Raw genomic sequence first — 20,719 nt, 5'->3', positions numbered from 1 at the left:
TTATCCGGCCTACAAAACAGCCCGTAGGCCCGGTAAGCGTTAGCGCAACCGGGCGCCTTGCCGGATGACGACGCGATGCGCCTTATCCGGCCTACAAAATGGCCCGTAGGCCCGGTAAGCCTTAGCGCCACCGGGCACCTTGCCGGATGGCGACGCGATGCGTCTTATCCGGCCTACAAAACAGTCCGTAGGCCCGGTAAGCGTTAGCGCCACCGGGCGCCCCTAACGTGTGATCCACAACGTGGGCCAGGCATCTGGCCCATGCCAGTTATCGCAGCTTGGCTCTTCGGCATAACGCACCAGACGAAAACGCTGGCCGTCAAAACGCCAGCGCGTCTGGATACCGCAATCGGCCAACCCACGCCCTTTTGCCAGCGTGATTAATTCCCGGGATTTCTCGTCAAAAACCGCGTTCATCAGCTCCATATCATTGCTTTCAGCCCCGGAGTTAAAGGGTAAACGCAACCGTACGGCGCGGGAGGCGAATGGTTTTTTGCGTGAGACAATCCACGCGAGATCGACCGTATTATAGGCTCCGGCTTCGCAACCGGTCATCAGCAGGGCTTTGTCATCGGTCAGGGCCGCGACGCGCGCTTCCCGGCGCATCGGGTCAAGCGAGCAGTGAATACTGTTCATCCGCCAGTTACCGTAATCCAGCAGATCGTTGCGTTCATCATAAGAAAGCGGCGTCGGCGTTGGGTTGACGATAGCCACGCCTTTCAGCGCTGGCGCGGGCGGCACGCTGAGCGGTGGATCATTCCCTTTATCAATCCACGCCGTTTCGCTGCCAACGCGTTTTTGCTGTGCGTCGATAAACAACAGCGCAGCTTTAAGCCCCACCAGAGAAATCGTCTGTTTTCCCTTTTTCAGGGTAATCGCCTGGGCTTCCTGAATGGTCTGTAAAAACGCGGCAATGGTGGCGGTGTCGTCCGTCATCAGATGCCAGGGCGTGATACGCCATTGCCCGGCATTTAGCGGCAGCGGTTTTTCATCCAGCAGCAGACGCGGCGCAATCTCCGCCTCTTTCGCACCGGGTGAGGTCAGCCCCCCCAAATCAATGCGAAGTACCGCATCGGTATGCGCCCCGGCGCTGCGGCTTAACGTCATCACCAGCCCGCGATGTTCGCCGGTATTACGCGCCACGCAAAAATTCTGATTGTTACAGGTGACCTGCCAGTCAGAAAAAGTCTGCTGCGCTGGCGCCGCCCACGTCAGCGACGTCGGCAGCAGACCGAGCAGGAAAACGAAAATAACGCGATTGCGCATGGACGGTACAACCCCAGAAGAAAAACGAAACGGCTTTAGGCGGTATCTTCCTTGCGCGACTCCTGTGGCTCAATCAGATTTGTCGGATAGCGACATCATTATGTAAAGAAATATAAACCTTATTTATCAATTCATTAGCGAGGAAGAATGCAAATAATTGAGCAATAACACGGTCTTACCGTCTCGTATCTCACCGGTTTTGATCATCGCCAGCGCCTGTGTCAATGGCAGTTCCAGTACCTCAATATCTTCATCTTCCACACCGCCGCCTGCGTTTGCCCGCTGGCTGTCGCTGTATTCTGCAATGAAGAAGTGAATCAGTTCCGTCACGCCGCCAGGCGACATGTATAACTCAAACAGTTTACGCACCTCACCCACTTCATAGCCGGTCTCTTCAATCGCTTCTTTGCGAATGCACGCTTCCGGCTCGTCGTTATCCAGCAGCCCGGCGCAGGTTTCTATCAACTGGCCGCTTTCATTGCCGTTCACCCAGGTGGCAACGCGAAACTGGCGGATGAGCACCACGGTCTGTTTTTCGCGGTTATACAGCAGGATCGTTGCGCCATTGCCGCGATCGTAAACCTCGCGCTTATGGCGAATCACATCACCATTTTTACGGGTCAGATCGTAGGTAATATTGCGCAGGATAAAGTAGTTATCAGAGAGAACTTTGTCTTTGATGAGAGTAATTTTTTGCGACATACCGGCTCCACAGCGTAAGAAGACAGGTAATCTTACGCCGCAAGGCCGGTTTTGTCTGCGCGCTATCATGCTGCTCGCGCCGAATGGAGACTTATCCGGTTTGCATGATCCCCAGCCACTGAATAATCCCCTGCGCGGCGTGACGCCCTTCCGCCATCGCCGTCACCACCAGATCGGCGCCGCGCACGGCGTCACCGCCCGCGAAGATTTTAGGATTACTGGTCTGGTAACGGAACGCGCTTTCGACATTTGCCGCAATGCGCCCCCAGTCGTCCACTTTCACACCGTGCGCCTCCAGCCACGGCATACCATGCGGATGAAAACCAAACGCCATAATTACCGCATCAGCGGGCATGACAAACTCGCTGCCCGCGATGGGCATCGGGCGGCGACGCCCCTGCGCATCGGGTTCGCCAAGCTGAGTACGTAAAAAACGCACGCCGCTGACGCAACCGTCGGCATTCAGCACCAGCTCAACCGGCTGTACGTTAAATTCAAAGTGCGCCCCCTCTTCCCGCGCGTTTTTTACCTCTTTTTTCGACCCCGGCATATTCGCCTCGTCGCGACGATATGCGCAGGTCACCTGGCTTGCGCCATGACGCAGCGCGGTACGCACGCAGTCCATCGCGGTATCGCCGCCGCCCAGCACCACAACATTAAGCCCGGCGGTGTCGATAAAAGGTTCGTCAGGCAATTCATCCAGCCCCATAACCTGTTTTGTGTTAGCAATCAGGAACGGCAGCGCATCATATACGCCCGGCGCATCTTCGTTTGGCAGGTCGGCTTTCATGGAACGGTATGTGCCGACACCGACAAAAACCGCATCGTACTCATCCAGCAGCGACGCCAGTCTGACGTCTTTGCCGACTTCGCAGTTCAGTTCAAAATGAATTCCCATCGCGCTGAAGATTTCGCGACGGCGCGCCAGCAGTGATTTATCCAGCTTAAAAGAGGGAATGCCAAAGGTCAGCAGGCCGCCAATTTCAGGGTGGCGATCGAACACGGTCGTGCTCACGCCATGACGCGCCAGCACATCCGCGCAGGCCAGCCCGGCCGGGCCCGCGCCAATAATCGCCACACGTTTATCCTGCTGCTGCACGCCGCTCAGATCTGGCCGCCAGCCTTTGTCCAGCGCCCGGTCGGAAATGTAGCGTTCAATATTGCCGATCGTCACCGCGCCATACTCATCGCGCACCGTACAGGCGCCTTCGCACAACCTGTCCTGCGGGCATACGCGCCCGGTAATTTCCGGCAGACAGTTAGTCTGGTGCGACAGCGCCACCGCATCGTCAATGTTTCCCGCTTTTACCAGCTCGATCCACTGCGGAATATGGTTGTGCAGCGGACACGTCCACTCGCAGATACTGTGTTCACCGCACTTCAGGCAACGGGCCGCTTCGCGTTCAGCCTGCGCGGTACGAAACGGCAGGTAGATTTCATCAAAGCTGGTTTTTCGCGCGTCAATCGCCAGCTTATCCGGCTCGCCGCGTGGGGGCGTCGCCCGCATCTGTTCGACTTTATTGAGCGCACCAGGAGTGACTCCCGTCGCACAGGCATGCCAGGGCTGATTTTCCTGACGCGCGGTGCGCAGACGCCGCGCTTTCGACAGCCGGGTCAGCGACGCTTCCGTTACCAATTGCAACGCATCTGCCGGACAATTTTCAACACAGGCCGGGCCGCCTTCGCGATCCAGACACAAATCGCATTTGTGCGCCGTGGCTTTGACCTGATCCTGACCTGTTGGCGTAAGGATTATCTGCATTGTGCCGAAGGGACAGGCAACCACGCAGGATTTACAGCCGATACATTTTTGCTGGTTGACCTGAACGCTGTCTTTGACATGACGGATTGCGCCATTTGGGCAACTCCGGGCGCAAGGCGCATCCTCGCAGTGGTGGCAGGTTACCGCGCTGCGCTGATGCTGATGTTTGATCACCGTAATTCGGGGCTGAAAATGCCGCTGGTGCAGTACGTGTTGCTCATCATTGTGGGCCATTACGCAAGCGACCTCACAGGCATGGCATCCCAGGCACTGTTGGCTATTGGCCATAATAAAACGATTCATGGCGTCCTTCTGTTTTGGTGGCAAAAACCTTATTCTTTATATGAATGTTATTAACCGACGCCGAAGGGGTCGGCAATGTTCATTTGCCCAGGACGCACAACTATTTATCCAGAACCTGTGGCAGATCAATTTATTTCATCGCTGGTGAAATTGCGTTTCAGTTACACTTGCCAATATTTATCCGTTCACTGTGAGCATATTTTTCGGGGATTACGCGCGTGGTCGTCAAACGCCCTGTCTCGGCCAGCCTGGCCCGGGCCTTTTTTTACATTGTGCTGCTGTCGATTCTCTCAACCGGTATCGCTCTGCTGACGCTGGCGAGCAGTTTGCGGGATGCCGAGGCCATTAACGTGGCCGGTTCACTGCGTATGCAGAGCTACCGACTGGGTTACGATCTGCAAAGCGGCAGTCCGCAATTGAACGCGCACCGTCAGCTTTTTCAGCAAGCGCTCAACTCTCCCGCGTTAAGTAACCTGAACGCCTGGTACGTCCCGCAGACGGTTAAAAGCCGTTACGGGCAACTGCATGCGAACTGGCTGGAGATGAACACGAGACTGGTAGATGCGGATATAAAGTGGTATCGCGCCAATATCAATAACTATGTCGATCAGATCGATCTCTTCGTTCTGGCGCTGCAACACTATGCCGAGCGTAAGGTGATGCTGGTGGTCGGCATATCGCTGGCGGGCGGTATCGGGATCTTCACGCTGGTCTTTTTCACCCTGCGGAGGATTCGCCAGCAGGTAGTCCAGCCGCTTAACCAACTGGTCGCCGCCAGCCAGCACATTGAACATGGTCAGTTCGACATCCCGCCGCTGAATACCCACTTGCCGAATGAGCTGGGGCTGCTGGCCAAAACATTTAGCCAGATGTCGAGCGAGTTGCATAAGCTGTACCGCTCTCTCGAGGCTTCGGTAGAAGAAAAAACCCACGATCTGCACGAAGCCAACCGCCGTCTGGAAGTGCTGTACCAGTGCTCACAGGCGCTCAATACCAGCCAAATCGACGTTCACTGTTTCCGCCATATTTTACAGATCGTCCGCGAACATGACGCCGCTTACTATCTGGAATTAACCGTGGGCGATAACTGGCGGATCAGCGAAGGAGCGGAAAGCGCTGATTTGCCCATGCAGATTCTGCCGGTCACGATGCAGGAAACGGTCTACGGCGAACTGCACTGGCAAAGCCCCAACGTCAGTGCCTCCACCCCGCTGCTGCACAGCGTATCGACCATGCTGGGGCGCGGTTTGTACTTTAATCAGGCGCAAAAACATTTCCAGCAACTGCTGCTGATGGAAGAGCGCGCGACTATCGCCCGCGAGCTGCATGACTCACTGGCGCAGGTGCTCTCCTATTTGCGCATTCAGTTGACGCTGCTGAAGCGCTCAATTCCAGAAGATAATCTCCCCGCGCAAAGCATCATGGCGGATTTCTCCCGGGCGCTGAACGACGCTTATCGTCAGTTGCGCGAGCTGCTGACCACCTTCCGCCTGACGTTACAGCAGGCCGACTTACCTTCTGCGCTGCATGAAATGCTGGATACCCTGCAAAGCCAGACCTCCGCGAAACTGACGCTGGATTGCCGTTTACCGACGCTGGCGCTGGATGCGCAAATGCAGGTGCACCTGTTACAAATCGTTCGCGAGGCGGTGCTGAATGCGATTAAACACGCCAGCGCCACGGAGATCGCCGTTAGCTGCGTCACCGCCCCCGATGGCAACCATACGGTCTATATTCGGGATAACGGCGTCGGTATTGGCGAACCGAACGAACCAACGGGGCACTACGGTCTGAACATTATGCGCGAGCGTGCGGAAAGACTTAGCGGCACGCTGAATTTCTCGCAACCGTCAGGGGGCGGGACGCTGGTCAGCATCAGTTTTCGCTCATCGGAAGATGAAGAGGGTCAATTAGCGTAAAGAACGGCAAAGCACCGCACGGCGGGAATACAGACAGGGCGGCACTGGCACAAAATGTATGCTGTAAACGTGCATGATAATTTACATTATCTTCTTTTTTTCTCCACGTTTGACACGTACCTTGCCGCTACAGTGAAGCAGGTCATACCCAATAATTATACGCAGAAACACGAGGTCCTCCTTTAATGGCGAATTTCTTTATCGATCGCCCCATTTTTGCCTGGGTGCTGGCAATCCTGTTGTGTCTGACGGGCACCCTGGCCATTCTCTCTTTGCCCGTAGAGCAATATCCCGACCTGGCGCCGCCAAACGTCCGCATTACCGCGAATTATCCGGGGGCATCCGCGCAGACGCTGGAGAATACCGTCACTCAGGTTATCGAACAGAATATGACCGGCCTCGATAATCTGATGTATATGTCGTCGCAAAGCAGTGGGACGGGCCAGGCAACGGTGACGCTCAGTTTTGTGGCCGGAACCGACCCCGATGAAGCCGTCCAGCAGGTACAAAACCAGCTGCAATCGGCAATGCGTAAATTGCCGCAGGCGGTACAGAACCAGGGCGTCACGGTCCGTAAAACCGGGGACACCAACATCCTGACCATTGCGTTTGTCTCCACCGACGGTTCAATGGATAAACAGGACATCGCCGACTATGTCGCCAGTAATATCCAGGACCCGCTCAGCCGCGTAAACGGCGTGGGGGATATCGATGCCTACGGTTCGCAATATTCGATGCGTATCTGGCTGGACCCGGCCAAACTCAACAGCTACCAGATGACCGCGAAAGATGTCACGGATGCCATCGAATCACAGAACGCGCAAATTGCCGTCGGGCAGCTTGGCGGCACGCCTTCGGTCGACAGGCAGGCGCTCAATGCGACAATCAACGCCCAGTCGCTGCTGCAAACGCCCGAGCAGTTTCGTGATATCACGCTGCGCGTCAACCAGGACGGTTCAGAGGTCAAGCTGGGCGATGTGGCGACCGTCGAAATGGGCGCTGAAAAATATGATTATCTCAGCCGCTTCAACGGTAATCCGGCCTCCGGTCTGGGGGTCAAACTGGCCTCTGGCGCCAACGAAATGGAAACCGCCAAACTGGTGCTTAACCGCCTGGACGAGCTGGCCGAATACTTCCCGCACGGTCTGGAGTATAAGGTGGCGTATGAAACCACCTCCTTCGTCAAAGCCTCGATTATCGATGTGGTGAAAACCCTGCTGGAAGCCATCGCGCTGGTGTTCCTGGTGATGTACCTGTTCCTGCAAAACTTCCGCGCCACGTTGATCCCCACTATCGCCGTACCGGTGGTATTGATGGGGACATTCTCCGTCCTGTATGCCTTCGACTACAGCATTAACACGCTGACGATGTTCGCGATGGTGCTGGCGATCGGCCTGCTGGTCGATGACGCCATCGTGGTGGTGGAAAACGTCGAGCGCATCATGAGCGAGGAAGGTCTTTCGCCGCGCGAAGCCACCAGAAAATCGATGGGGCAGATACAAGGGGCGCTGGTCGGTATCGCGATGGTGCTGTCAGCCGTATTTGTGCCGATGGCTTTCTTTGGCGGTACGACCGGGGCTATCTATCGCCAGTTCTCCATCACGATTGTCGCCGCGATGGTGCTCTCCGTGCTGGTGGCGATGATCCTGACGCCCGCCCTGTGCGCCACGCTGCTAAAACCCCTGCACAAAGGCGAGCATCACGGACAGAAAGGCTTCTTCGGCTGGTTTAACCGGACGTTCAACCGCAACGCTGAACGCTACGAGAAAGGCGTTGCGAAGATCCTGCATCGCAGCCTGCGCTGGATACTGATCTACGTTCTGTTGCTCGGCGCGATGGTGGTGCTGTTCCTGCGTCTGCCGACCTCCTTCTTGCCGCAGGAAGATCGCGGGATGTTTATTACCTCGGTACAGTTGCCAAGCGGCTCCACGCAGCAGCAGACCTTAAAAGTGGTGCAGGAAGTTGAAAAATATTACTTCACCCAGGAGAAAGACAACGTCATGTCCGTCTTCTCGACGGTGGGATCGGGGCCTGGCGGGAACGGTCAAAACGTGGCGCGCATGTTTGTCCGCTTAAAAGACTGGGACGAACGCAATGCCACGACCGGCACCTCGTTTGCCATTATTGAACGCGCCACGAAAGCCTTTAACAAGATTAAAGAAGCGCGCGTTTACGCCAGCAGTCCACCGGCAATCAGCGGTCTGGGCAGTTCCGCAGGGTTTGATATGGAACTTCAGGACCACGCGGGCGCCGGTCACGATGCCTTAATGGCCGCACGCGATCGGTTGATTGAGCTGGCGGCGCAGGACAGTTCGCTGACCCGCGTGCGTCACAATGGTCTGGACGACAGTCCACAGTTGCAAATTGATATCGACCAGCGCAAAGCCCAGGCGCTGGGCGTCTCTATCGACGACATCAACGACACGCTGCAAACCGCATGGGGCTCCAGTTACGTCAATGACTTTATGGACCGGGGCCGCGTGAAGAAGGTCTATGTACAGGCGGCGGCGAAATACCGCATGCTGCCGGACGATATCAATCTCTGGTATGTGCGTAATAAAGACGGCGGCATGGTGCCTTTCTCCGCCTTTGCAACATCACGCTGGGAAACGGGCTCTCCGCGTCTGGAGCGCTATAACGGCTACTCGGCGGTCGAGATTGTCGGCGAAGCGGCGCCTGGCGTCAGTACCGGTACGGCAATGGATGTAATGGAGTCGCTGGTTCGCCAGTTGCCAACGGGGTTTGGGCTTGAATGGACGGCGATGTCTTATCAGGAACGCCTCTCTGGCGCGCAGGCGCCTGCGCTGTACGCCATTTCGCTGCTGGTCGTTTTCCTGTGTCTGGCCGCGCTGTATGAAAGCTGGTCGGTGCCGTTCTCGGTCATGCTGGTGGTGCCGCTGGGCGTCATTGGCGCGCTGCTCGCCACCTGGATGCGCGGACTGGAAAATGACGTTTACTTCCAGGTCGGGTTGCTAACGGTGATCGGCCTTTCCGCGAAAAACGCGATCCTGATTGTCGAATTCGCCAATGAGATGAACGAGAAAGGCCACGATCTGCTGGATGCCACACTGCATGCCTGCCGCCAGCGTTTACGCCCAATTCTGATGACCTCTCTGGCCTTTATTTTCGGGGTGCTGCCGATGGCGATTAGCAACGGGGCGGGTTCCGGGAGCCAGCATGCCGTCGGGACCGGCGTCATGGGCGGGATGATCTCCGCCACCATCCTGGCGATTTACTTCGTACCGCTGTTCTTTGTGCTGGTGCGTCGCCGCTTCCCGCTGAAACCGAAGCCGGAATAAGACACAAAAAAGGCGACTTACTTTGAGTCGCCTTTTTCTTATCCTTTTCAGGATCAGGATATCTTCCAGAAATTTATTTGCGAAGCATAACTTCGATAAAATCTTTCCAGTTCCCCAGTTCACGTTCAATCATAACAACCTCTCTTATTATTATGGCTATTCTACGAAAACATTATCCTCAAGAGAAGATAATTTAACCGATTGCAGTGATTACATCCTCCGGTGAATGGGGTTCATGGCATTACTATGACCCTGTAACCATAAATTTTATGTGACTTACTGCAATATTTTGAAACATTAATCCACTTCTGAAAACCGCGCTCATTTCAGTTAAGAAACAGCCTATTGCAGCTCGCTGGATTTATACTTCCCGATGAGATGCTTATTAAGCAACATTTCAGAATTATTATTCACAAGAGTTCAACAATGTTATATTTACCGTTTATTATGTCATGATAAATAACCGGTATATGGCAGTTCCGTACTGACGGATACCACGATAATATTGCTTAATTATTCGTAATTCGCGTAAAAGGATTCAACATGATCACCGTCTACGGCATCAAAAATTGTGACACGATTAAAAAGGCGCGACGCTGGCTGGAGGCTCACGGTATTGACTACCGCTTTCACGATTACCGCGCAGACGGAATCGATGCCGCGTTATTGAATACGTTTATTGCGGAGTCAGGCTGGCAGCCCTTGCTGAATACGCGCGGAACGACATGGCGTAAACTTGATGAAGCCACGCGTAACAGCATCACGGATGCGGCGTCCGCCGCAGCATTAATGACTGAAATGCCAGCAATTATCAAACGCCCATTGCTCTGCGCGACCGGGAAGCCTATGCTGCTGGGTTTTAGCGAATCCAGTTATCAGCAGTTTTTTGATGAGGTGTAGTCTATGTCGTGCCCGGTTATTGAGCTGACACAGCAGCTTATTCGCCGCCCTTCCCTGAGTCCAGATGACGCAGGATGCCAGGCGTTAATGATTGAACGCCTGCGTGCAATCGGTTTTACCGTTGAGCATATGGATTTTGGCGATACACAGAATTTTTGGGCATGGCGCGGACAAGGCGAAACGCTGGCCTTTGCCGGGCATACCGATGTCGTACCAGCGGGTGATGTCGATCGCTGGATCAACCCGCCTTTTGAACCGACAATCCGCGACGGAATGCTGTTTGGCCGTGGTGCGGCAGACATGAAAGGCTCTCTGGCGGCGATGGTCGTTGCGGCTGAACGTTTCGTCGCCCAGCATCCAGATCATCAGGGGCGTCTGGCGTTCCTTATCACCTCGGATGAAGAAGCCAGCGCGAAAAACGGCACCGTGAAGGTGGTCGAAACGCTGATGGCGCGTAACGAACGTCTGGATTATTGCCTGGTCGGCGAACCGTCCAGCACTGAAATCGTCGGTGATGTGGTCAAGAATGGCCGTCGCGGGTCGCTGACCTGTAACCTGACGATCCACGGTGTGCAGGGGCACGTCGCTTATCCCCATCTGGCGGATAACCCGGTGCATCGCGCAGCGCCGATGTTGAATGAACTGGTGGCGATCGAGTGGGATCAGGGAAATGAATTTTTCCCGGCGACCAGTATGCAGATTGCCAACATTCAGGCTGGCACCGGCAGCAATAACGTCATTCCGGGCGAGCTGTTTATTCAGTTCAATTTCCGCTTCAGCACCGAGCTGACCGATGAGACTCTCAAAGAGCGCGTTCACGCGCTGCTGGATAAACATCAATTACGCTACACGGTGGACTGGTGGCTTTCCGGCCAGCCGTTCCTGACGGCGCGCGGCAAGCTGGTGGATGCGGTGGTGAACGCCATTGAGCACTATAATGAGATAAAACCGCAGTTACTCACTACGGGTGGAACGTCCGACGGGCGTTTTATTGCGCGTATGGGGGCGCAGGTAGTCGAACTCGGGCCGGTCAACGCCACCATTCATAAAATTAATGAATGTGTTAATGCAGCCGATCTGCAACTGCTTGCCCGCATGTATCAACGTATTATGGAACAACTCGTCGCCTGACGCGTGTTCCTGTAAGAGGAAATAAGCATGGACTGGCTGGCAAAATATTGGTGGATTCTGGTGCTGGTGTTTTTGGTGGGCGTACTGATCAATGTGATCAAAGACCTCAAGCGGGTCGATCACAAAAAATTCCTCGCCAATAAACCGGAGCTGCCCCCGCATCGTGATTTTAACGATAAGTGGGACGATGACGACGACTGGCCGAAGAAAGATCAGCCAAAGAAATAGTCAGATAAACCTGTAGGCCTGATAAGCGTGTCGCCATCAGGCAACATACAGTCTGAATGCCGGATGGCGGCTTTGCCCTATCCGGCCTACGGTTCAGTTCCGGCTTATATCATTTCAATAATATCATCATCATTCGGCTTACCGCCGCTCAACGCTTCATCAAAGTAGTGTTTCGGCACGGTATAGCGCAAATGGTCAAGCGCAAACTGCATACTGCGATCGTCAATCGCATGGCCTAAATCCTCGACGATATCCAGCGTCACATCGCCTCCGGCACGGACTAACGCTTCCTGTGCGGCAACCGCATGAGATAACTCAATCACCCGGTCTTCACCGCCGTGAATCAAATGTACCGTTGTGGCGGTCGTGGCGATTTCCGGCAAGCTGGCGTAGCGTCCGTTGAAAGCAATCACGCGCGATGCCAGACCCGGCTCGGCTTTGATGCTTTCAAGAGACATGATCGCCCCCTGCGAAAACCCAATCAGCGCGGTAGCCTCCGGCCCAACGCCGCTCTGTTTCTGCCAGTAGCGAACCGTCTCGATAAACACCGGCATAATCGCATCAACCCGCGCCTGGCGGTTCTCTTCCGTCACATCCTGAACCGAAAACCACTGACGCCCAGGCGCCGGGCCACAAGGTTCCGCGCCGCCAATGCTGACCACCAGCGCCTCTGGAAATAACGGTGCGAACCAGGAGCCAATTTCTCCCATTGAGACCGGGTTATCGCCCACGCCATGAAACAGCAACAGCAGTTGTTTCGCGGGTTTATCGGGGCTTTGAACAACAAAATGGTCATGTTTCATGGCGATCTCCTTAACTGATAAAACAGATTCTACGCCGCTTAATCACAATGACCATGCCAGGAAATTGAAGGAGTTAGTGAAAAAATTGCCATTGCAAAACGCGTTCGCGTAACCGCTGCGCCCGTTCGTCATCCAGTGCGGTAAGCGCATGGGCGACTTCCCGGCGCTGGGCGACAAGCAGCGCTTTACGCCCAGGCAAACCCAGCCGGATACACAGATTCGCGTCGCTGCACTTCTCCTCCAGGCGTCCACGCAGCGCGGGGAGCGCCAGCTCGCAGCGCTCAAGCAGTCGACTCAGACTGCCTAACGACGTGAGCAACGGTCGATGGGCAAACGCAAAGCCCGCCAGTTCATCCCAGTCATCATCATTAAGCGTAGACGCTTTCAGCGGGATAACCGGGATCGCTTCGCCGTTCCAGCGAGCCAGTATCTCCGCATCCCGGCGCAGACGCTGGTGCTCGCGGTGCGCCAGCCGCGCGCCAGCCTCGCTGATGGGCAGCAAAGCCATCGCCGTATAACAGCCGCTGCTCGCCTCCTTGTGGTTCCCCATCCGCACCAGTACAAAACCGCAACGCTGCCAGAATCGCCAGAGTTCGGCGGTATAACCAAAACTGACGGAGAGATAGTCGCACTGGCTGGCGCCGCCGTATGCCTCAGCGATCAGCTGCTGCCCAATCCCTTCCCGCTGGCGGGCCGGGTGGACGGCAATACGGCTCACCCGACGCCCGGTCAGCGTCGCCGCCAGCGGATCGCCGCCATGAGCGGCCAACGACTGCGCGACAAGATTTCCGCGCGGGCGACGATAGCCCGCCCACACGGCCTGGCTCATCGCGGCCGATAGTCCGCCCTCTTCCACCAGCCAGGCGGCCCCCGCCACTCGTTCAGCCGTAAAAGCGCCGAGAAAATGCTGCCCCGGCGCATCCATCATGCGACGCAGATCGAGCGGAGAGGTGCGGTAATGCGCGCCGGAAAGCAGCTGATACACCGCCAGCGGCTGCGCCGGCCCGGTATGCCAGAGCGCCTGCGTAAAAGCGGAGAACCGAATCGCCCCCTGCGGCGCATGGGCAAACGTCTCGTCGTCGAATATCAGCGCTTCGCCGACCCATTGTTCCAGCGGGCACCCCTGCGCCCAGCGAACAGGCTGTCGCAGTTCAAAACGCCGGAGATGAGGAAAACGGGCGCAGAACTTCAGCAGAAAACCGCGTCCCGTCCCTTCATAGCCCTGAACGGTGGTGGTCAACAATATGCGTGAAAAACGCAACGCCAGGCGATGCAGCAGCGGCGCGGGAATTGCCGCCGCTTCATCGACAATCAGCCAGTCGGTCGTTTCCGTACCCGCCAGCAGCGCATCAGGAGCGAGAAAGCGAAATTTCTCACCGGCAAACTGCGCCAGCACGTCCGTCGCCGCTTTCGACGGCGCAGTTACAATGGCCGTCCCGCTCATCCGCGAAATTAACTGCCCGGCCAGCGCCGATTTCCCCCGACCTCGCGCCGCCGTAACGGCGGCCACGCCGGGTGGCATTCGCAGCAGGTGCTGCAAAATCGCGGCCTGCTCAGGCTGCGGTTCACCCGTAGCGGGTTGCCAGTGGGGACGGGCAGGAAAGCGCGGCCATGAAAACGGTTGAGACTGCTGCCAGTGCAGCGTCTGCTCGTCACGGGACATCACGCGTTTGAGGTGCTGGATAAAATGTGGCGTTGCAACAGGCTGCGGGCAGTCGCTCCAGCGCAGCGAGTCCGCATCGGGACGGGATTCCCATGCAGAATACGGCGGCGTCAGCAGCACCAGCCAGCTTCCGGCTCGCAGCGTGCCGCTCAGCGCCGCGAATGCCGAGGCATCAAACCCTAACTGCGCATCAAAAACCGCGTGGCGGAACTCGCGTCCCAGCAGCGTTTGTAACGCCTGCGGCGTACAGTGCGGCGCGGCGGGCGCATCGGTTGCCACCCACAGCCAGTCGCCAGCCAATGCTTCTCGCAGCGCCAGCGCCCGTTCACGACACCAGGACGCATCGCCGCTGAGCACCAGCAGCCGACGAATCCCTTCCTGCGTCATTTGTGCGGTTAGCGCCCGCAATGCGTCATTGTCAGACATCCCTGCCCCGGTATGTTAAAAACCTTTGCCGAAGGTATTACATTGTGCCGGATCGCCGCTATCAAAACCGCGTTTAAACCAGGTATAGCGCTGCTCGGAAGTGCCGTGAGTGAAGCTGTCCGGCACCACGCGTCCCTGACTTTGTTGTTGCAGACGATCGTCGCCAATCGCCTGCGCCGCATTCAACGCTTCTTCCAGATCGCCGGATTCCAGCACGCCCTGTTGCTGCATGTTGTGCCCCCAGACGCCCGCGAAGCAATCCGCCTGTAGCTCCATACGTACGGAGAGTCGGTTCACTTCCGCTTGCGATGCGGTCTGTTGCAGCTGACGGACCTTCGGTTCGATGCCCAACAGTTTTTGCACATGGTGCCCCACTTCGTGGGCGATAACGTAACCCTGGGCAAAATCGCCATCCGCGCCCAGTTTGTTTTTCATGTCATCGTAGAAGGAAAGATCGATATAGACCGTGCCATCCGCCGGGCAATAGAACGGCCCCATTACGGACTGACCCGCACCGCATCCTGTGCGCGTCGCGCCACGGTACATCACCAGCTTAGGCTGCTGATATGTGCGCCCCATTTTCTCAAACTGCTGGCCCCAGGTATCTTCTGTGGTCGCCAGAATGACGGAGGTAAACTTCGCGGCCTCATCGTCATTTGGACTGATCGAACGCGTCGTTTCCTGCTGAGAAATCGGCTGCCCGGTCATTAAACCGGTAAGATCCACCCCGTAATAGCCCGCCACCAGCACGACAATCAGCAGAATGATTCCGCCTTTGCCGCTGGGCAAACGAAAGCCCGGCCCGCCCATTGACGGGCCGCCGGAGCTATTGCGTCTGTCTTCTACATTGTCACTTTCACGACGCCCTTGCCAGCGCATAATCACCTCAACATACTATTCATTATGATGATGATCGTAGGCGGTTCAGCGCAAGATTACCATTAGAATAATGGTGGTAGAGAAAAACCGGAGAGCGTTGACTCTCCGGTTGATGCTGATGGGGGAAGAATTAATCTAACTGCACACCCAGGCGACGTGCGACGGTTTCATAGGCTTCGATCAGGCCGCCCAGACTCTGGCGGAAACGGTCTTTGTCCATTTTATCCAGCGTCTCTTTGTCCCACAGGCGGCTGCCGTCCGGGGAAAATTCATCGCCCAGCACCACTTCGCCTTTGTACAGACCAAACTCCAGTTTGAAATCGACCAGGATCAGACCGGCATCGTCAAACAGCTTTTTCAGCACGTCGTTAGCTTTGTAGGTCAGCTCTTTCATGCGCGCCAGATTCTCTTTGCTCACCCAGCCGAAGGTTTCGCAGTAAGAATCGTTGACCATCGGATCGTGCATCGCATCGTTTTTCAGGAACAGGTCGAACAGCGGCGGGTTCAGTTCGATGCCTTCTTCAATGCCCAGACGCTTGACCAGAGAACCAGCCGCACGGTTACGCACCACGCACTCGACCGGCACCATATCCAGCTTTTTCACCAGACACTCGGTATCGGACAGCAGCTGCTCCATCTGGGTCGGGATGCCCGCTTCTGCCAGTTTAGTCATGATGAAATGGTTAAACTTGTTGTTCACCATCCCTTTGCGATCAAACTGTTCAATGCGCGCGCCATCCCCTGCTGACGTATCATTGCGGAATTCGAGCACCAACAGGTCCGGGTTTTCCGTGCTGTATACGGTCTTCGCTTTACCACGATACAACTCAGCTTGCTTTTGCATCTTTATTACTCCTGGTGTGAATTAACGATAAAAATTCATTTTCTGCCACACTTTGCCGGATGGCGGCGTTGCCTTATCCGACCTACAGCCTGGGGGCGAAATTACGGTAAAAATTGCGTTTTTCTGCTGACGCACACGTTTGCGTATCATATCAGAAAAAAGGGCTGGATTGCTCCAGCCCCTCAATTTTTACTTGCTGAACGCTGCCTGGAAGACGGCAACCAGCGCGTCGTTCTGGCTCTGCGTCAGGGTATGCCCCTTCGGATCGATAAACTGTAGGCTACTGCGGTTGTCTAAATCGCCCACCTGCAATTTATAGTCGCCGGACGACAGCCCCGGATCGGTTGCGCCCAGCTCCTGCCAGCCGCTGTCAGACAGCGGTTTGTAGGTCACTGCCAGGCTGCCCTGAGAACGCGTGCTGTCGGTCACTTTCATGCCCACTTTTTCAAGCGCGGCTGGCAGACGCTGCCACACCACGTTGAACGGCCCACGGACGACCAGCATTGGCAAACCGGTGTCATCTGCGGCGCTCTGCACATCCATCGTAGCGGCAGAACGGTTTTGCGCGGCGTTCGCAGCGTCGGTGGCGGTTTTATCCAGACCCGCCGAGATTACGTTCATCATCTCAGCGCTATAACGCTGTAGCGAAGCGGCATCTGCGGCAGGCTTGCCAGCCTGTTCCAGATTCACCAGTTTCACCGTTACAGCCTGCTGATAACCCTGCGGTTTCACCGAGATTTGATAACGTCCACGGTACTGCTGGTCTTCATCCAGACGGTTCCATTCAACCCAATCGGTCGTCAGGGTCTGGCTGGCGTCATCACGTTTTTCAATCGTGTAGTTTTTGGACTGAATCACGCTGACAACCTGCGGCCACAGGTTGGTATTGCGACCATTTTCCACCAGCAAGGTTGCGGTATCGCCCGTAAACTGGGTACGCGCGCCGGTCACCAGCGCTAACGGCTGAGCAGGCGGACGAATGTCCAGCGCTTTGCCGACAGCGCCGCTGCCGTTGGTCACCGGAATGTTATAGTCGCCCGTCGTTACCGGCAGAATCATCCCTGCTGGCGCATGAAGTTCAGCAAGCGGCGCGGCTTCCAGATAGGATTCATCACCGCTCACCTGGCGCTTGTAGCGCGAGTCAGAGCTACAGGCCGCGAGCAGCATAATGAGCGAAACACCCGCAACCCTGGCCAGGCGCGACTTTTGTACTGAGTAAGCCATCAAATCTCCCTAAACTTTACAGCAAACCGGCATGCTTGAGCGCCGCTTTGACAATCTCACGACCCGTATCGGTGATCGGCGTCATCGGCAAGCGCAGCGTATCGGTCGCCACAAGTCCCAACTCCTTACATGCCCATTTCACCGGGATCGGATTGGGTTCGACAAATAGTTTGTTATGTAACGGCATCAGACGCTGATTAATCACCCGCGCGTCGGCAAAACGACCTTCCGCCGCCAGTTTGCACATTTCCGCCATATCACGCGCCGCAACGTTCGCGGTAACGGAAATCACGCCATGACCGCCGAGCTGTATGAAGTCCAACCCGGTCGCATCATCACCGCTGAGCAGAATAAAATCGTCTGAAACCAGCTCTTTGATCTGGTGAACCCGACTTAAGTTCCCTGTCGCCTCTTTGATTGCGACAATATTTTTTACTTTCGCCAGACGACCGACGGTTTCCGGCAGCATATCGCAGCCTGTACGGGACGGCACATTATACAGAATTTGCGGCAGGTCAGTATGTTCAGCGATGGCTTTGAAATGCTGGAACAGACCTTCCTGAGTCGGGCGGTTGTAGTAAGGCGTCACTGTCAGGCAACCGACAACGCCGCTGTCGTTGAAACGCTGCGTCAGGCTAATGGCCTCCGCCGTCGCGTTCGCGCCCGTTCCGGCGATAACCGGAATACGCCCGTCCGCCAGCTCCAGCGTCATCATGACCACATCGCCATGCTCGTCATGGCTCAGCGTGGCGGATTCGCCGGTGGTGCCAACAGAAACAATCGCCGAGGTACCGCTGGCGACATGATAATCAATCAGTTTTTTCAGGCTTGACCGGCAGACATTACCTTTTTCATCCATCGGTGTAACAAGCGCGACAATACTTCCCGTGAACATGGGCCATCCTCTGTGCAAACAAGTTTCTCAATGGTACGTTTGGTACGACAATAAAAGCAAGAGACCATAGCCCTTCTGATTATTGTATGCAGGTTTTTTTTATGCTTTCCTTATGATTACCCCACCTCTCAAAGGAAGAACCGGTTTGACATCGTCATCACAACATTACCTGGTTATCACTGCGCTGGGTGCCGATCGCCCGGGAATTGTGAATACTATCACCCGCCATGTCAGCAGTTGCGGCTGCAATATCGAAGACAGCCGACTGGCCATGCTGGGCGATGAATTCACGTTTATCATGCTGCTGTCTGGCTCCTGGAACGCCATCACCCTGATTGAATCAACCTTGCCGTTGAAAGGCGCAGAGCTGGATTTGTTGATTGTGATGAAGCGCACCACCGCTCGCCCCCGTCCGGCCATGCCCGCAACGGTATGGGTACAGGTCGAGGTGGAAGATTCTCCGCATTTAATTGAACGTTTTACCGCGCTTTTCGACAGCCATCAGATGAACATCGCTGAGCTGGTCTCCCGCACGCAACCTGCTGAAAATGAAAAGGCTGCACAGCTGTTTGTTCAAATCACCGCGCACAGTCCGGCATCTCATGATGCCGTAAATATTGAGCATGCCTTTAAAGCACTATGTACAGAACTCAATGCGCAAGGCAGTATTAACGTTGTTAATTACTCACAACATGATGAACAGGATGGAGTTAAGTAATGAATCCACTGAAAGCCGGTGACATCGCACCGAAATTTAGCTTGCCGGATCAAGACGGAGAACAAGTAAATTTGACCGACTTCCAGGGACAGCGCGTACTGGTGTATTTCTACCCTAAAGCCATGACGCCCGGCTGTACCGTACAGGCCTGTGGTTTACGCGATAACATGGACGATCTGAAAAAAGCAGGCGTAGACGTGTTGGGGATCAGCACCGATAAACCTGAAAAACTGTCTCGTTTCGCCGAAAAAGAGCTGCTTAACTTTACGCTCCTGTCCGATGAGGATCATCAGGTCTGCGAGCAATTCGGCGTCTGGGGGGAAAAATCCTTTATGGGGAAAACCTACGACGGCATCCATCGCATCAGCTTCCTGATCGACGCTGACGGCAAGATCGAACACGTATTTGACGACTTTAAAACCAGTAACCACCACGATGTGGTACTGAACTGGCTGAAAGAAAACGCCTGATTTACGTTTTGCCGGATAAAGCCTGATGCGACGCTAATGCGTCTTATCAGGCCTAGATTCGCACAACCCCGTAGGCCGGATAAGGCGTTTACGCCGCCATCCGGCATACGCGTCGTTTATTCAAACGTTCCTTTCACGCACGCTTTACCGTCTTTCACCACCGCTTTGCCTTTCGCCCACAGATGGCTGACTTCCAGCGCCTGATTCAGCACCAGAATGTCGGCGTCACAGCCTGCCGCCAGACGTCCTTTATGCTCAAAGCCAAGAAATTCCGCGACGGTGCGGGTAAGCGGGCGCAGCGCCTGCTCCAGCGGCAGTTTATGCTGCGTAACTAACTGACGCAGCGTGCCGATCAGCGACTCAAAACCCGCCACGCCAATGCCCGTCAAATTCCCATGCTCATCAAATTCCGGCTGGCTGCCGTTGCCATCAGAACTCAGGGTAATGCGCGACAGCGGAACCTCATGGCGCAAGGCTGTCACGATGGCCGTCGCCGGATCGATCGGTTCATCAATGCTGCTGGTAATATCGATGTAGCCGCCATCAAGCGCGTACTCCAGCGCCGCCTGGAACAGCGGTTCGGCACGGTTAACATGCGTCGGCAGCAGTTTCGTGATAGGGACATCGGCGTTGGCGAGAACATCGTACAGCGGTTCCAGCATGTGTGGGCTGTCACCCATATGAAAGACGCTGATTCCCGGCTTCTGGCCCAGTAATCCCCCCACGCGGGACTGCGCCGCCATTGTCGCCAGCGCGGCGGAATTCGGCGCCGAAGAACGATGATCGGAGACGGCGCATTTCACGCCAATCACTTTATCGATCAACGCCACATCGCGATCGACGCTCCCGGTGATGGTTGGCGAGGGCAGAGAATACGCCCCCGTTAACATCCATGCGCTGATCCCTTCATATTCCAGCGCGCGCGTTTTCGCCAGCAGAGATTCAGGATGACGGGTGATGCCGTCCGTTCCCAGCAGCCCGACAACGGAGGTAATACCGGCTTCAACCAACCGTGACAGCCGCACCTCTGGCGTACGGGTATGCGGCCCGGCTTCGCCGCCACCGCCGATGAGATGGACATGCTGATCGATAAATCCCGGGCAGACGATATCACCGTGGAGATCGACCTGCTGGCAACCGGGGAAGTCTTCCGCAGCGATAGTCGGCGCAATAGCGACAATTTTGCCGTTGGCAACCAGAATGTCCTGCTGGCCCAGATCGTCCGGGGCATATACGTGTCCGCGCTGAAAAAGCGTCAGATTAAGAATGGAACAGTCCATGATAGTC

At 55.8% G+C, this 20,719-nt stretch carries 18 protein-coding genes; 7 read left to right on the top strand and 11 right to left on the bottom strand.

Translation table 11 applies throughout. The features are described 5' to 3' along the window. Nucleotides 1-222: 222 nt before the first annotated feature. From OGX75_RS00620 to aegA, 3 genes are all read right to left on the bottom strand, one after another. Nucleotides 223-1,266: a DUF1176 domain-containing protein gene (locus tag OGX75_RS00620; RefSeq protein ID WP_286450867.1), complete on the bottom strand. Its 1,044-nt coding sequence runs from the start codon at nt 1,264-1,266 to the stop codon at nt 223-225. 126 nt (nt 1,267-1,392) lie between these two features. Beyond that, on the bottom strand, nt 1,393-1,968 hold the full coding sequence (gene nudK, locus OGX75_RS00615) for a GDP-mannose pyrophosphatase NudK (RefSeq protein WP_286450866.1): 576 nt from the start codon (nt 1,966-1,968) through the stop codon (nt 1,393-1,395). Nucleotides 1,969-2,059: 91 nt separating this feature from the next. Further along, complete coding sequence (gene aegA / locus OGX75_RS00610; protein WP_049009705.1) at nt 2,060-4,033, bottom strand: formate-dependent uric acid utilization protein AegA; 1,974 nt, start codon at nt 4,031-4,033, stop codon at nt 2,060-2,062. Nucleotides 4,034-4,251: 218 nt separating this feature from the next. Here aegA and narQ point away from each other — a divergent pair, with 218 nt between their 5' ends. Both narQ and acrD read left to right on the top strand, forming a co-directional pair. Beyond that, entirely contained in the window at nt 4,252-5,952 is a 1,701-nt protein-coding gene (gene narQ / locus OGX75_RS00605; protein WP_104868364.1) for a nitrate/nitrite two-component system sensor histidine kinase NarQ, read from the top strand. A gap of 185 nt (nt 5,953-6,137) precedes the next feature. Next, the gene (gene acrD, locus OGX75_RS00600) at nt 6,138-9,251 is read left to right on the top strand and encodes a multidrug efflux RND transporter permease AcrD (protein ID WP_047462093.1); all 3,114 of its coding nucleotides are present in this window, start codon (nt 6,138-6,140) and stop codon (nt 9,249-9,251) included. 73 nt (nt 9,252-9,324) lie between these two features. Here acrD and ypfM read toward each other — a convergent pair whose 3' ends face one another. Then, complete coding sequence (gene ypfM, locus OGX75_RS00595) at nt 9,325-9,384, bottom strand: protein YpfM (protein WP_001386977.1); 60 nt, start codon at nt 9,382-9,384, stop codon at nt 9,325-9,327. A gap of 410 nt (nt 9,385-9,794) precedes the next feature. Here ypfM and OGX75_RS00590 point away from each other — a divergent pair, with 410 nt between their 5' ends. The 3 genes from OGX75_RS00590 to OGX75_RS00580 are packed head-to-tail and all read left to right on the top strand — an operon-like array spanning nt 9,795 to nt 11,510. Continuing rightward, entirely contained in the window at nt 9,795-10,151 is a 357-nt protein-coding gene (locus OGX75_RS00590) for an ArsC family reductase (RefSeq protein WP_115614572.1), read from the top strand. Nucleotides 10,152-10,154: 3 nt separating this feature from the next. Continuing rightward, complete coding sequence (gene dapE, locus OGX75_RS00585) at nt 10,155-11,282, top strand: succinyl-diaminopimelate desuccinylase (protein WP_012131309.1); 1,128 nt, start codon at nt 10,155-10,157, stop codon at nt 11,280-11,282. Between the two features lie 27 nt (nt 11,283-11,309). Next, nucleotides 11,310-11,510, top strand: coding sequence for a YpfN family protein (locus OGX75_RS00580; RefSeq protein WP_012131308.1), 201 nt, complete (start codon nt 11,310-11,312; stop codon nt 11,508-11,510). A 104-nt stretch (nt 11,511-11,614) separates the two neighbouring features. Here OGX75_RS00580 and ypfH read toward each other — a convergent pair whose 3' ends face one another. The 6 genes from ypfH to dapA all read right to left on the bottom strand — a co-directional run bounded on the left by ypfH (nt 11,615) and on the right by dapA (nt 18,244). Then, the gene (gene ypfH / locus OGX75_RS00575; protein WP_012131307.1) at nt 11,615-12,313 is read right to left on the bottom strand and encodes an esterase; all 699 of its coding nucleotides are present in this window, start codon (nt 12,311-12,313) and stop codon (nt 11,615-11,617) included. Nucleotides 12,314-12,386: 73 nt separating this feature from the next. Continuing rightward, nucleotides 12,387-14,402, bottom strand: a complete 2,016-nt coding sequence (locus tag OGX75_RS00570) for a tRNA(Met) cytidine acetyltransferase TmcA (protein ID WP_286450865.1) — start codon at nt 14,400-14,402, stop codon at nt 12,387-12,389. Between the two features lie 15 nt (nt 14,403-14,417). Continuing rightward, on the bottom strand, nt 14,418-15,281 hold the full coding sequence (gene ypfJ / locus OGX75_RS00565; protein WP_024130129.1) for a KPN_02809 family neutral zinc metallopeptidase: 864 nt from the start codon (nt 15,279-15,281) through the stop codon (nt 14,418-14,420). 130 nt (nt 15,282-15,411) lie between these two features. Beyond that, the gene (gene purC, locus OGX75_RS00560) at nt 15,412-16,125 is read right to left on the bottom strand and encodes a phosphoribosylaminoimidazolesuccinocarboxamide synthase (protein WP_012131304.1); all 714 of its coding nucleotides are present in this window, start codon (nt 16,123-16,125) and stop codon (nt 15,412-15,414) included. A 189-nt stretch (nt 16,126-16,314) separates the two neighbouring features. Beyond that, nucleotides 16,315-17,349, bottom strand: a complete 1,035-nt coding sequence (gene bamC, locus OGX75_RS00555; protein WP_115181295.1) for an outer membrane protein assembly factor BamC — start codon at nt 17,347-17,349, stop codon at nt 16,315-16,317. Nucleotides 17,350-17,365: 16 nt separating this feature from the next. Further along, nucleotides 17,366-18,244, bottom strand: coding sequence for a 4-hydroxy-tetrahydrodipicolinate synthase (gene dapA / locus OGX75_RS00550; protein WP_012131302.1), 879 nt, complete (start codon nt 18,242-18,244; stop codon nt 17,366-17,368). 145 nt (nt 18,245-18,389) lie between these two features. Between dapA and OGX75_RS00545 the strand changes: the two genes are divergently transcribed. Together OGX75_RS00545 and bcp are read left to right on the top strand one after the other, a co-directional pair. Beyond that, nucleotides 18,390-18,962 carry a glycine cleavage system transcriptional repressor gene (locus tag OGX75_RS00545; RefSeq protein WP_024130128.1) on the top strand — a complete coding sequence of 191 codons (573 nt, stop codon included), beginning with the start codon at nt 18,390-18,392 and terminating at the stop codon, nt 18,960-18,962. Continuing rightward, entirely contained in the window at nt 18,962-19,432 is a 471-nt protein-coding gene (gene bcp, locus OGX75_RS00540) for a thioredoxin-dependent thiol peroxidase (protein ID WP_012131300.1), read from the top strand. Before OGX75_RS00545 ends, bcp begins: the two co-directional genes overlap by 1 nt. A 116-nt stretch (nt 19,433-19,548) precedes the next feature. Here bcp and iadA read toward each other — a convergent pair whose 3' ends face one another. Then, nucleotides 19,549-20,712, bottom strand: a complete 1,164-nt coding sequence (gene iadA / locus OGX75_RS00535; RefSeq protein ID WP_286450864.1) for a beta-aspartyl-peptidase — start codon at nt 20,710-20,712, stop codon at nt 19,549-19,551. Nucleotides 20,713-20,719: the final 7 nt, after the last annotated feature.

This window comes from Citrobacter sp. CK199, from assembly GCF_030333285.1.
Classification (GTDB): Bacteria; Pseudomonadota; Gammaproteobacteria; order Enterobacterales; family Enterobacteriaceae; genus Citrobacter_B; species Citrobacter_B koseri.
The sequence above is the reverse complement of the archived record's forward strand: the minus strand, read 5'-3'. Positions and strand labels throughout refer to the sequence as shown.